General features: G+C 46.9%; 10 protein-coding genes and 3 tRNA genes. 9 read left to right on the forward strand and 4 right to left on the reverse strand.

The features are described from left to right. The first annotated feature begins 132 nt into the window (after nucleotides 1-132). Nucleotides 133-1,065: an IS5 family transposase gene (locus P253_RS06555; RefSeq protein ID WP_035363243.1), complete on the forward strand. Its 933-nt coding sequence runs from the start codon at nucleotides 133-135 to the stop codon at nucleotides 1,063-1,065. Between the two features lie 262 nt (nucleotides 1,066-1,327). Here P253_RS06555 and P253_RS06560 read toward each other — a convergent pair. From P253_RS06560 to P253_RS06570, 3 genes are all read right to left on the reverse strand, one after another. Next, nucleotides 1,328-1,417: transfer RNA gene (locus P253_RS06560), tRNA-Ser, on the reverse strand. Nucleotides 1,418-1,504: 87 nt separating this feature from the next. Then, nucleotides 1,505-3,541, reverse strand: coding sequence for an NADPH-dependent 2,4-dienoyl-CoA reductase (locus P253_RS06565; RefSeq protein ID WP_171066710.1), 2,037 nt, complete (start codon nucleotides 3,539-3,541; stop codon nucleotides 1,505-1,507). Between the two features lie 104 nt (nucleotides 3,542-3,645). Continuing rightward, the gene (locus tag P253_RS06570; protein WP_005179182.1) at nucleotides 3,646-3,999 is read right to left on the reverse strand and encodes a hypothetical protein; all 354 of its coding nucleotides are present in this window, start codon (nucleotides 3,997-3,999) and stop codon (nucleotides 3,646-3,648) included. Nucleotides 4,000-4,220: 221 nt separating this feature from the next. Here P253_RS06570 and argG point away from each other — a divergent pair, with 221 nt between their 5' ends. Further along, nucleotides 4,221-5,561 carry an argininosuccinate synthase gene (argG, locus tag P253_RS06575; protein WP_005179184.1) on the forward strand — a complete coding sequence of 447 codons (1,341 nt, stop codon included), beginning with the start codon at nucleotides 4,221-4,223 and terminating at the stop codon, nucleotides 5,559-5,561. 56 nt (nucleotides 5,562-5,617) lie between these two features. Here the strand turns inward: argG and P253_RS06580 are convergent, their stop codons facing one another. After that, nucleotides 5,618-6,889: a GGDEF domain-containing protein gene (locus P253_RS06580; RefSeq protein WP_016659221.1), complete on the reverse strand. Its 1,272-nt coding sequence runs from the start codon at nucleotides 6,887-6,889 to the stop codon at nucleotides 5,618-5,620. Between the two features lie 148 nt (nucleotides 6,890-7,037). On the opposite strand from P253_RS06580, the gene pyrC reads away from it, so the two are divergent. The 7 genes from pyrC to P253_RS06610 all read left to right on the forward strand — a co-directional run bounded on the left by pyrC (nucleotide 7,038) and on the right by P253_RS06610 (nucleotide 13,542). Then, nucleotides 7,038-8,072 (forward strand): dihydroorotase, encoded by a 1,035-nt coding sequence (pyrC, locus tag P253_RS06585; protein WP_035363244.1) that lies wholly within the window; start codon nucleotides 7,038-7,040, stop codon nucleotides 8,070-8,072. Then, complete coding sequence (gene rnt / locus P253_RS06590) at nucleotides 8,057-8,716, forward strand: ribonuclease T (RefSeq protein WP_075167718.1); 660 nt, start codon at nucleotides 8,057-8,059, stop codon at nucleotides 8,714-8,716. Before pyrC ends, rnt begins: the two co-directional genes overlap by 16 nt. Nucleotides 8,717-8,736: 20 nt before the next feature. Beyond that, nucleotides 8,737-8,812: transfer RNA gene (locus P253_RS06595), tRNA-Glu, on the forward strand. Nucleotides 8,813-8,967: 155 nt separating this feature from the next. Continuing rightward, the gene (locus tag P253_RS06600) at nucleotides 8,968-11,463 is read left to right on the forward strand and encodes a TonB-dependent receptor plug domain-containing protein (RefSeq protein ID WP_016659223.1); all 2,496 of its coding nucleotides are present in this window, start codon (nucleotides 8,968-8,970) and stop codon (nucleotides 11,461-11,463) included. Nucleotides 11,464-11,546: 83 nt separating this feature from the next. Next, nucleotides 11,547-11,705 (forward strand): hypothetical protein, encoded by a 159-nt coding sequence (locus P253_RS15860; RefSeq protein ID WP_016659224.1) that lies wholly within the window; start codon nucleotides 11,547-11,549, stop codon nucleotides 11,703-11,705. A gap of 229 nt (nucleotides 11,706-11,934) precedes the next feature. Beyond that, a tRNA-Glu gene (locus P253_RS06605) sits at nucleotides 11,935-12,010 on the forward strand. Between the two features lie 113 nt (nucleotides 12,011-12,123). Then, entirely contained in the window at nucleotides 12,124-13,542 is a 1,419-nt protein-coding gene (locus P253_RS06610) for an amino acid permease (RefSeq protein WP_005179201.1), read from the forward strand. Nucleotides 13,543-13,577: the final 35 nt, after the last annotated feature.

Raw genomic sequence — 13,577 nt, forward strand, 5'->3', positions numbered from 1 at the left:
TGACCTATAACGGACAACGGGACATGCAATAGGTCATTCGAAACCGGACAAAAAACAAAACACGCTTAAACTTAAATAGACTTTGTTGCACAAACCTAGCATAGACGGCTTCTTCAGCAATATAATTTTCAAATGAAGAAGCCTACACACAAAATCTACCGCACAACCAATTGGCCCGCATATAACAGAGCTCTCATTAATCGTGGGAATATTGCTATTTGGTTCGATCCAAACACTCAGTGGTATGCACAATCACAAGGCAAGCAAGGTCGAAGTCAAACTTACTCAGACACCGCTATTCAATGCTGTTTAATGATCAAATCTTTATTCAGACTCTCTCTACGCATGGTCACAGGTTTTGTTCAAAGCCTGATTAAACTATGTGGATTAAGTTGGACAGCGCCAGATTACAGTACGCTTTGTCGAAGACAAAAACATATTGATATTGCGATTAGCTATCAAAAAAATAGTGATGGGTTACATCTACTTGTAAACTCAACTGGCTTGAAGTTTCTAGGTGAAGGTGAATGGAAACGTAGGAAACATGGACCTGAATATCATCGCCAATGGCGTAAGCTGCATATTGGTATCGATGCTGAAACCCTGCAAATACGTGCAGTACAGCTTACTACAAATAATGTGAGCGATTCGCAAGTACTCGGTGATTTACTTGCTCAAATTCCTTTAGATGAACGAATTGATTCGGTCTATACCGATGGTGCTTACGATACGAAGCACTGCAGACAAGTCATTTTAGATCGAGCTGCACATGCGATCATTCCACCAAGGAAAAATGCAAAGCCATGGAAAGATCAGAAATTGAGATCTTTAGAGCGGAATGAATTACTAAAAACAGTGAAACGTTTGGGAAGAACGCTTTGGAAAAAGTGGTCTGGTTATCATCGTCGAAGTTTGGTAGAAACTAAGATGTATTGCATTAAATTATTAGGCGATAAATTAACAGCAAGGAGTTTTCCGAGTCAGGTGAATGAGATTCATGCACGCATAGCCGTATTGAACAGATTTACAGAATTAGGTCGTCCTCATACTCAAGTGATCACTTGAGTTCTGTTCAAATGAGCAGAGTGCTGTCTTTTAAATCTTTGTGCAACAAAGCCATTTGTAGTGCCGTGAGCTTATTTTGAGTACGTGCCATTAGAAAAACCACGCAAAAAAAATGTAGTAAGTTTTAACTTACTACATTTCTTACTACTTTATAACCGTCGATTTACGTCAAGTGTCAACGTGCGTCGTACCGTTGTATTCCAACTTTAACCAATATAATCAATCGCTTATATTGCGTTAAGCAATGTTGGACAGTGTTGTTTGGCGGAAGCGGTGAGATTCGAACTCACGGAGGACTCACACCCTCGTCGGTTTTCAAGACCGGTGCATTAAACCGCTCTGCCACGCTTCCATGTGCGCCATAATACGAAGCTTTTTTCCATCTGACAAGTAAAAATTACATTCAAGTGACTCAAATGAATATTGTTTCATCAAATGTTTAAAGTTTGGCGGCCAATTCAGCACCTTCGCGAATGGCGCGCTTGGCATCCAGTTCTGCTGCCAGTTTTGCCCCGCCAATAATGTGATATTGCGCCAAGGTCTGCTGGCCAGTTGCCGGCATAATCTCTTTGACCGATTCCTGCCCGGCACAGACCACCACGGTATCGACCCGCAATAACTGGTCATGGCCATCCATTTCTACCCACAAGCCTTCATCACCAATGGCTTTATATTGCACCCCACGCAACATGCGTACGCCGTGCTTTTTCAGTTGTGCACGATGCACCCAGCCGGTGGTCTTGCCTAGCCCGGCACCCAATGGCGTGGTTTTACGCTGCAACAAATAAATTTCACGGACCGGGGGATGAATTTCCGGTGCCTGCATACCGCCTTCAGATACATAGTGTGGATTTAAATCGACACCCCACTCGCGTTTCCAGTCCTCCACAGGTTGCGGCTGTGGCTGCTGCTCCGGTTTTAATAAAAACTCAGACACATCAAAGCCAATGCCACCGGCACCGATCACCGCCACTTTATAACCGACAGGCGCGCCATTGAGTACTTCGGCATAAGACAGAACCTGTGGTAAATCGCTGCCCGGAATATTGAGTGTACGTGGCACCACACCAGTGGCAACAATCACCTCCTCAAAACCTTCACGTTCCAGCTGCTCGCGGTTAACTTTGGTATTCAGACGTACATCTACGCCAGTTTTTTCCAGCTGCACCTTAAAATAGCGGATGGTTTCGTGGAATTCTTCTTTGCCCGGAATCACTTTGGCCAGATTAAACTGCCCGCCGACATCGGCATTGGCTTCAAATAATGTCACCTGATGACCACGGCCTGCAGCCACCGTTGCAGCAGACATACCAGCGACTCCACCGCCCACCACGGCAATTCGTTTTGGCTGTTTGGTTTTAACATAGACCAGTTCGGTTTCATAAGCAGCACGCGGATTGACCAGACAGGTCGCGCGCTGGTTTTTAAAGGTATGATCCAGACAGGCCTGATTACAAGCAATACAGGTATTGATTTCATCGACCCGGTTGGTGGCTGTTTTATTGACCCAGAAAGCATCGGCCAGTAAAGGACGCGCCATCTGAATCATGTCGGCTTTGCCCGCTGCCAGAATTTCTTCGGCCGTATCTGGCATATTAATCCGGTTAGAAGCAATCACCGGAATCGATACCTGCTGTTTCACGGCTGCGGTGTAATCGACAAACGCCGCGCGCGGCACCGAAGTCACAATGGTCGGAATACGCGCTTCATGCCAGCCAATACCGGTATTCAGTAAAGTCACACCGGCCTGTTCCAAAGCTTTGGCTACCGTGATGACTTCATCCATAGTGTTGCCATCATGTACCAGATCCAGCATCGACAGACGGAAACAGATAATAAACTTATCGCCAATTTCTGCACGAATGGCTTTGACAATTTCCACAGCAAAGCGCATCCGGTTTTCAATCGGGCCACCCCAGCGGTCATTGCGCTGATTGACATGACGGCTTAAAAACTGGTTTAGCAAATAACCTTCAGAGCCCATGATTTCCACGCCATCATAACCGGCTTTTTTGGCCAGACTGGCGGTTTTCACATAGTCCTGAATGGTGTTTAAAATCTGTTTATCGCTGAGCTGGCGCGGTTTAAACGGTGAAATTGGCGATTTAATCGGGCTGGCCGACACCACAAAAGGCTGATAGCCATAACGGCCAGCATGCAGAATCTGCAACAGGATTTTGGCGCCATGCTTATGTACCGCATGTGTCACCAGTCGATGCGGTGCAATATCCCCCAAGGTATTCATGGTGCCGCCGGCCGGTAATAACCAGCCCTGACGGTTCGGGGAAATCCCGCCCGTAATAATCAGGCCAACGCCGCCTTTGGCACGCTCACCAAAATAGGCCGCCAGTTTCGGATAATTATAAAAACGGTCTTCCAGACCGGTATGCATGGACCCCATCACCACCCGGTTTTTCAGGGTAGTAAAACCTAAATGTAATGGACTGAGCAGATGTGCATAGCTTGTTGTCATCATGTATTCCTGTACGCTGGCTTTGCAACTTGTTGCATAATACTGTAGCGATTTTTTATTATTTGTTTATGGCATTTTCAAAAAATTATCATGACAAACTGCCAATGTCAGTTCTGCCACTGCTTGCTGCTGCTTTTCCATAGTGCAATTGCACCGAGCACCGTGCCAATTGGAAAGCTTAATAACATTAGCACGGCCAAAATACGCGACAGTGTGCGTCCTTCACCATCGCCCCGTTTCACTTTTAAACAGGCGCTGATATTCAGATAAATCAACAGCAGCATCAAGGCCATCACAATCACTAAATTGACTGTGGCAATACTGCGCTGCTGATATTCCAGATACAGGAACACCACCGCACTAAAACTGAGTAAACCGGCATAAATACCATGAACCAGCGCCAGGGTTTCATTGCGGTTATTGTTGGAGATCAATGGGGGCGGTGTGACATTGGGCTGCATCGGCATTTCCTCTCTGTGGATATAAATTGTTCTATCATACTCAAGCCAGGAATGGGCTGCTGTGGCCGAAAATAAACTGAAACCGATGAAAAAAGTCTAACTTTTTTCAGAAAGCAAATTTTTCAGAAAACATCGTTTCGGAAAAGTGCTACAATAGCGCCATTTTCGAATTCTCCTTGGCCACCATTTTGGTTGCCTATATTCATAAGTTAGGACTCGCAATGACTGATAATGCAACGATCTTGCAAAGCGTACCAGTAGGCAAAAAAGTGGGTATCGCCTTCTCTGGTGGTCTAGATACTTCTGCTGCTTTATTGTGGATGAAACAAAAAGGCGCTGAACCTTATGCCTACACAGCAAACTTGGGTCAGCCAGATGAAGATGATTACGATGCTATTCCGAAGAAAGCGGAAGCCTATGGCGCAGTAAAAGCACGCTTAATCGACTGCCGTTTACAGCTTGCACTTGAAGGTATTGCTGCAATTCAGTGTGGCGCGTTCCACATTTCAACAGGTGGTGTGCCTTACTTCAACACCACACCACTAGGCCGTGCAGTTACCGGGACCATGCTGGTTACTGCCATGAAAGAAGATGACGTGAACATCTGGGGTGATGGTTCAACCTATAAAGGTAACGACATCGAGCGTTTCTACCGTTACGGCTTACTGACCAACCCGGCGCTCAAAATTTACAAGCCTTGGTTAGACCAGACCTTTATTGATGAGCTAGGCGGCCGTGCAGAAATGTCACAGTTCCTGATCGACAACGGCTTCGACTATAAAATGTCAAAAGAAAAAGCCTACTCGACTGACTCGAACATGCTGGGTGCAACGCACGAAGCCAAAGATCTGGAATACCTGAATGCCGGTATCAAGATTGTTGAGCCAATCATGGGCGTTGCGTTCTGGAAAGATGACGTTGAAATTGCACCTGAAGAAGTTTCAATTACCTTTGAAGAAGGTTTCCCGGTTGCACTGAATGGCCGTCGTATCGAAGATCCGGTAGAGTTCATTCTGGAAGCCAACCGCATTGGTGGCCGTCACGGTCTGGGGATGTCGGATCAGATCGAAAACCGTATCATTGAAGCGAAATCTCGTGGTATTTACGAGGCTCCGGGTATGGCGCTGCTGCACATCGCTTACGAGCGTTTAGTGACAGGTATTCATAACGAAGACACCATCGAACAATACCGTATTAACGGTTTACGTTTAGGCCGTTTACTGTATCAAGGCCGCTGGTTCGATTCTCAAGCACTGATGCTGCGTGAAACTGCACAGCGTTGGGTTGCAAAAGCCATTACTGGTACAGTGACTTTAGAACTGCGTCGTGGTAATGACTACACGATTATGAACACTGAATCTGAAAACCTCACCTATGAAGCTGAGCGTTTGACCATGGAAAAAGGTGATTCAATGTTCACGCCAATGGATCGTATTGGTCAGTTAACCATGCGTAACCTGGACATTACCGATACCCGTCAAAAACTTGGCATTTATACCGGTGCCGGTTTACTGGCCGTGGGTACAGGTTCTGCTGTTCCACAATTAAAAGACAAGAAATAAGTTGTCTCTATGAAAAAACCGCCTTCGGGCGGTTTTTTGTGCTTGCTGTTTGGGATTTATTCTAAACCTTGCAGAATATCGCTGACCTGCGCGGTCTGATAATAAATCTGGTTCCGGCCGAGTTTTTTCGCCCGGTACAACGCCTGATCGGCACGGCTAATCAGGTCATCTTTGGAAATCTCGAGCTCGCCTTTATACACGGTAAAACCCAGGCTGATGGTAATGATATCGGACACACTGGATTTTTCATGCGGAATAGACAGCCGTTCAATCGCCCTAAAAATATTTGACGCCACCGCATAAGCACCATGTGCATCAGTTTCCGGCAGCAACACCACAAATTCTTCGCCGCCATAGCGCGCCACAAAATCCATATGCCGGATCGCATCTTTAATCGATTTGGCCACCGATGAAATAACTTCATCGCCTTTTTGATGGCCATAAAAATCATTAAACAGCTTAAAGAAATCGACATCAATAAACAGCAAGGACAACGGCCGTTCATCATGCCGCGCCTGCTCATAATAGCTATTCAGCATTTCATCGAAGTTGCGCCGGTTCGACACTTTGGTCAATGCATCATGCTGGCTTAAATGCAGCAGTTCTTCACTATTAATCCGGTTAATTTTCTCGCCGAGTTTGGCCTGCTGCATCACCAGAAAGATCATCCGCTCCCGGGTACACAGCATTTTACTCATTAAAAAACCCATCACTACGCTGCCGATGAGCACCCGCGCCATCACCATCACATCAATTGGAATGTAAAAGGTAAACAGCATGACCATGGTCATGACTGCCGCCATTAACCCAGTCAGCAGCATATGAAACGGTTTTACCCCGGTCAGCACATAGCCCATGATATAAATGATACAGATGATCATCATGGCCTGATATTTCAGCGCTTCGGTATACACGGTCATGGTGAGCCAGGTCATCGACAAGATGGCCCAGAACACCAGCGCCATGGCGGCATAGGCAAAATAGCGCCGCAGAATTTTATAATGTGCAAAGAAAAACAGCGTCAGCAGACACAGGCCACCATTGAGTAGCCCGAGCAGACAGCGGATAAAATCATGCCAGAAATGTTGCGGCTGGATAATCCAGTAATCCCCGGGAATGACCAGCATGGTCAGAATAAAATAGACCAGCACCCCCGACCAGAAATACTGGTTAATATTATGCCGGGCCCGCTCCAAATACTGCTGCCAGAATTCCTGTTCCAGCTGATTCGGAAACACCTGACCCGCGCTGCGTCGTTGCCGGGCAATCAGTACCTCTATTTTTTCCTTGTCGTATTGCAATTGGACAAGCTTATATTTGTATTCCATTGACATAAAATATAATTTTTATAGTCGCTTAAAAATAACACAAAATGATAAAAATTAATTCAATATAAGGCATCTTTTGTCTAGATTTGACGTTATCATTGTCAGGTTTATAGATTATCATTCCATTTATTTTTCGATCGGCATCACCTTGAATACGATTACTCTTTTACAGCCAGATGACTGGCATGCTCACTTACGTGACGGTTTAGCATTAAAACGTACAGTTCCAGATCTTGCCAAACAGTTTGCACGTGCGATCTGTATGCCGAATCTTGTCCCGCCTGTAAAAACCGTGGAAGAAGCGATCAGCTATCGTGAACGCATTATGGCGCATGTGCCAGAAGACGTGGCGTTTGATCCGCGCATGGTACTGTATTTCACCGATCAGACTTCGCCAGCCGAAGTGAAAAAAATTAAAGACTCCGAGCATGTCAATGCCATCAAGCTGTATCCGGCTGGTGCAACCACCAACTCGGACAATGGCGTCAGCGACATCCGTAAAGTCTATGCGGTGATTGAACAGTTAGAAGAACATCAGGTGCCGCTGCTGTTACACGGCGAAGTGACCCATCAGCATGTCGATATTTTTGACCGTGAAAAACGCTTCCTCGATGAAGTATTGGCACCTTTATTAAAACAGTTCCCGAAACTGAAACTGGTGCTAGAACACATCACCACCAGCGAAGCAGCACACTTTGTCCTGGAGCAGGACCGTAACGTAGCGGCTACCATTACTCCGCAGCATTTGCTGTTTAACCGCAATGACATGCTGGTTGGTGGAGTTAAACCGCACTTCTACTGCCTGCCTATTTTAAAACGTCAAACCCATCAGCAGACTTTGCTGGAAGTGGCGACCAGTGGCAACCCGAAATTCTTCCTCGGAACCGACAGTGCGCCGCATTCTAAAAATGCCAAAGAAAATGCCTGTGGCTGTGCCGGCTGCTATAGCGCACCAACCGCCATTGAGCTGTATGCGCAAGCCTTTGACCAGGTCGGTAAACTGGACCGCCTAGAAGGTTTTGCCAGCCACTTTGGCGCAGACTTCTATGGTTTACCGCGTAATACTGGTACGATTACCCTGGTTAAAGAAGACCAAGTGATTCCTGCAAGTTTAGACTATTTGGATGGTGAACAGATTGTTCCGCTATATGCCGGTCAAACCATCCAATGGAGAAAAGTGTGACAGACGAAACTCTACCTTTAATTGGTCAGCGTTTCCGTGGATTCTTACCTGTTGTGGTCGATGTCGAAACAGCAGGTTTTAATTCGCAAACCGATGCCTTACTTGAAATAGCCGCCATTCCGATTGTGTTTAATGCGGAAGGCCATTTTGTTCCGGGTCAGGCCTATCATGCGCATATTAATCCGTTTGAAGGGGCCAATCTGGACCGTCGTTCACTCGACTTTATCGGGATTGATCCGTTCAACCCGATGCGTATGGCCATGGCTGAAGATGAAAAAACGGCGCTGAAACGTATTTTTAAATCCGTGAATGAAGTGCGTCGCCAGCAGAACTGTACTCATGCAGTGCTGGTCGGCCACAATGCGCATTTTGATCTGGGCTTTTTACAGGCGGCCATTGCCCGTACCAGTACCAAAAACCAGAATCCGTTTCACAGCTTTTCCGTACTCGATACCGTAACCTTAAGCGCGGTGATGTTCGGTCAAACAGTACTGGCCAAATCCTGTATTCAGGCCGGCATTGAATTTGATGGCAAAGAAGCGCACTCTGCCCTGTACGACACACAAAAGACCGCGGAACTGTTCTGTTATATTTTAAACAAACTCACCCCGCATCTACTTGACACCTTGGTGGCGGATCAATAAGATACCGCCATCTTCTAAACGTCCCTATCGTCTAGAGGCCTAGGACATCGCCCTTTCACGGCGGTAACCGGGGTTCGAATCCCCGTAGGGACGCCATCTCATTTCTCTCCCCTCCTGTTTGTTATTCATTCTTCTTTGCACAGCACTGTTGTTTATTTAAGCTGTTATTGCAAATAATTCTCATTTCTATTGATTAAGTCCATCAAGTTAATGATAATCGCTTGCATTATCTTTTACAAAAAACACATCTCATGCGTTTTGCCTATTCCAGCTTGTCTGTGGCCATTTTAAGCAGCTTCAGCTCCCTTAGTTTTGCTGAACAGATTCAAGAATCAGAACCTACCACCCTCTCTCCCTCGCTCAAACTGTCGACCATTGTGGTCGAGGCCAAAGAGGAAAATGCGCTGGGAAAAACAGTCTATAAACAGGAAGATTTAAAGAAAAGCCCGAATAGCAGCAAGAACATCACCGAATTTTTAAAGGTGAATCCGAACGTGCAGCTCGGTCACCGCTTTCGCAGCAGCTTGCAGCAAGGTGAACTGAACGCGGCCGATATCAGTATTAATGGCGGATTGGCTTACGATAACAAGATTCTGATCAATGGCCTCTCCATCAACAATACGATTAATCCGGTGGGCGCACAGCAATCCAATCATCCCAACCAGCTGATGGGCAATTCACAGGCCGCTGCCATCAATACCGACCTGCTGTGCAAACTGACCGTGTTAGACAGTAATATCGGGGCGGAATATGGAGAATTTTCCGGTGGCGTGATTTCTGCCGAAACCTGCGCTCCGCAAACCGAAATTGGTAAAATTCACGGTTCGCTCAGTTATGACTACACCTCGAATGCCTGGTCAAAAGTCAATTTCCCCTCTCAGGACAGCCGGGATGCTTTTGAAGATTCGACCGATGAGTCGGCACAGCCCTACTTCACCAAACAGGGCATTAGCCTGAACAGTTATGGTCGGCTCAGTGAGCAATGGGGTTTTAATGCCTTTGCTTCATACCGGCATTCAGCCATTCCCTTAAAAACAGATTTTGCCGAATCAGGGCAATTTGAACAGCAGCGTCAGGCCCGCAATGCCGGTGTGAAATTATTTTATGATCCCTCTGAACGTACTTCGTTTAAGCTGGGTGCGAGCTTTTTGGAAAATGATGGACTGTATTTTAAATCCAATATCCGTGATTCTGAATCGACCCAGCACTCGAACAGCCAGAACCTGTATTTTAATCTGAACAACCAGCTCGACAGTGTCTTGCTGACCCAGCAGCTGAACTATCAACGCCAGCAAGCGGGACGTCAGGCTGCCCAGAATCACTATAGCTGGCTCAACTCGAGCAGCAAAAACTGGGGCAAGGACAAATATAGCTTTGAAGGTCATATGGGCGCCTTAAACCAGCAAGAAAGCCGGCTGAAATACACCATTAAAGCCCTGTTTGAGCCGATTGAAACCGCATCTTTACGGCATCAGTTTAAAATCGGGGCCGGCTATGGCCATTATAAAGCCTACTGGCAACGTCCTGAAACTGCCCACGTATATGCTACGCCTTTAAATTTAAACGGTGCCGACTGCCAGTCTGATAATGGTACAAGTTATGATGCCTGTGATACTGCACCGAGTCTGGATGGTAAATATCAGGGCCAGTATTTAAGTAGCAAAACCAGCTATTATGCCGGTCAACTGGATATCCGTCAGGATCGCTGGCATGCCTTTATTGAAGACCAGATTCACTGGAATCACTATCTGACCGCGACCCTGGGCTTCCGGAATGACTATGACTCCATTCACAAACAGAACAATGTTGCCCCCAGAACCGCACTAGAAATCCGTCCTTTTGGTAATGAGCGCTTAACCCTGTTGGGTGGCTGGAACCGCTATTACGGGCTAAATGCGTTTGTGAATGAACTGAATGACCGGATTGACCAGTTTGAGCAAAAATATACACGCGCGCAGCTGGAACAGGGCTGGACACCCAAAACCGCAGGAAAGACCAGTTTCACCTATCGTTCCGAGCTGAAAACCCCGTATAGCGATGAAACCGTACTCGGCCTGAGTTCCAAACTGAACAATACCGCACTCAGCCTGAAATGGGTCAACCGTGACAATCAGGACCAGTTACGTAAAACTAAAATGAATCTGGAAGATCTGAGTTATAGCTATGACAATCGCGGTCGCTCTGCATCCGATATTTATTCACTTTCCATCCGCAACCTGGCGCCACTGGCATTTTTAGGTGCACAGCATCGTCTGGCCCTGAATGCAGACTATACTGAAACCACGCGCAATTTTGATCATTACGACAGTACCGATATTCTGACCGCCACCCCGCAAGTCTATTATAAGGGGCAACTGATTGATGCCGAGGATCGCCCTGCCCATGAGTTTCATGTGCCGTGGACCGTGCGTCTGAACTGGGAGATGCAGTTTGACCGCCTGCCGCTAACGCTCAGCCATTTCCTGAGTTATCAGGGTAAAGTTGATGCCCTAAAACGTGAGGCCAAAGGCTATACCGACGCACAGGGCGTGCAGCATGATGCCTATACGCCGTACACCACCCAGAACAAGTTTTATTGGGACTTGAAAGCCAGCTACCGGATTCCGTCTGTTAAAAATACTCAAACCATTTTGGGTCTGACTATTAACAATGTCACCAACCGCGCCAACAGCTTTATTGACAGCAGCGGCAGCGCCCAGCCCGACATTGGCCGGCAGTTTATTGCCGATGTGACCTTTAAATTCTAGCGTGGAAATATGCACAGGCTTGCGCTTTTAGACTGTGCATCCGCTATAATTGCAGTAATTTCCCATGCTTTTTTTATAAGACAATGTTAAAAAAGATTTTTCTGGTCCTGATTATTTTGCTGCCTTCGGCACTTTATCTGTACATTGTGTCGCGTGATAGTAAAGCACCGCAAGCGCCCGCACCGGCTGAACAGGCCGCGCCGCAGCCACAAGCACCTGAGTACCAAACCCCGGACCACTAAATGTGGTCTTTTTTATCTCCAGTACGATGAGTCGTGCAGATGCTCATGGGTTAAAATCCGGTGCAGATTGAAGTGCTTATTAAAAACCGGGCGGCCATCATCAAACGATAAATTTTCCAACAGCCTAAACAGATACTTTTTAGACAAATAAATCCAAATCATGGAATTATTCCCGTCATCAAATTGACATCTTTGGGGCAAATCCCTAATATAGCCCTCACCTCGCAACGTCCCTATCGTCTAGAGGCCTAGGACATCGCCCTTTCACGGCGGTAACCGGGGTTCGAATCCCCGTAGGGACGCCATCTAAATCGCGCCAGACGATTACTTCTAACCCAATTGTTTTGATTATTGATTGCAGATTTGTAGTTTTTCTCTACAATAGCCTGCTTCTCTATTCTTTTATTCTCCTACTCTTATGCAGACATCTCATTCTCCGAATGATGCTACGCATCAGGGCAATTCTGCGCCTTTAAAACGCGCTATGAGTACTCGACATCTGGTTATGATTTCACTTGGTGGTGCAATCGGAACCGGTTTATTTTTAGGTTCGGGTGAAGTCATTGCACAAACGGGGCCTGTAGGTGCCATTCTTGCTTATTTTCTGGGCGGCGTGATCGCTTACATGGTTATGCTGTGTTTGGGCGAACTGGCTGTCCATATGCCTGAATCCGGTTCTTTTGGTGCTTATGCCAAACGTTATATTGGACCCGGAACAGGCTATACCGTCACCTGGCTGTACTGGCTGACCTGGTCAGTCACCCTGGGGACTGAATTTACCGCAGCCGCCCTGCTGATGCAGGAGTGGTTCCCGCACATCTCGATGTGGTTATGGACCATTATTTTTGGGGTATTTGTCTTTACCTTAAATATGGTGTCTAGCCGCTGGTTTGCTGAATCGGAATTCTGGCTGGCACTGGTCAAAGTCGTGACCGTGGTGGCCTTTATTCTGCTCGGTCTGCTGGCCATTTTCGGCGTGATCGGCTATCAGGGCTATGAATCTGCGCCGCTGTTTAGCAATTTAACCGCACAGGGCTGGTTCCCGGAAGGTTTATTCCCGATTTTCACCACCATGCTGATTGTCAACTTTGCCTTCTCTGGCACCGAACTGATTGGTGTGGCCGCTGGTGAAACCAAAGACCCGGCCAAAAACGTTCCAAAAGCCATCAACACCGCGATTTTCCGCCTGCTGATTTTCTTTGTCGGAACCATTCTGGTGGTGACTGCGTTATTGCCGCATCAGGAAGCCGGTCTGGCCGCTGAGGGCGTGAGTAGCAGTCCATTTGTGACCGTGTTCCAGCACATCGGGATTCCATACGCAGAAGATATTATCCGCTTCGTGATCATTACCGCCTTACTGTCTGCCGCCAACTCAGGTTTGTTTGCAGCATCGCGGATGATGTGGTCATTGTCGTATCAGAAGCAGTTGCCGCAGGTTTTCTCCAAGGTCAACTCGCGTGGTATTCCTTATGTGGCAGTGATGGTCACCATGCTGGGCGCAATGCCAGGCTTGCTGTCTGAGCAGTTTGCACCTGAGCTGATTTTTACCAACCTGCTCGGTATTGCGGCCTTTACCATGGTGGTGGTCTGGATGAGTATCTGCTTAAGTCATTTCAACTTCCGCCGTGAATGGTATAAACAGGGTCGTAGCGTGAAAGAGCTGGGCTTTGCCGCACCATTGTTCCCGATTGTGCCAATTCTGGGCTTTGTATTCTGTCTGATTACCTGTTTGAGTATGGTATTTGATCCATCCATGCGCATCAGTTTCTTTGGCTGTTTAATCTTTATTGCAGCCTGCTATATCAGCTATTACCGTTTTTATCATAAAAAAATCTAATCAGGATTTGCAGTAAAGAGCGGCCCCGGCCGCTC

Origin of the sequence: Acinetobacter indicus CIP 110367 (assembly GCF_000488255.1) — a bacterium.
GTDB classification, from domain to species: domain Bacteria; phylum Pseudomonadota; class Gammaproteobacteria; order Pseudomonadales; family Moraxellaceae; genus Acinetobacter; species Acinetobacter indicus.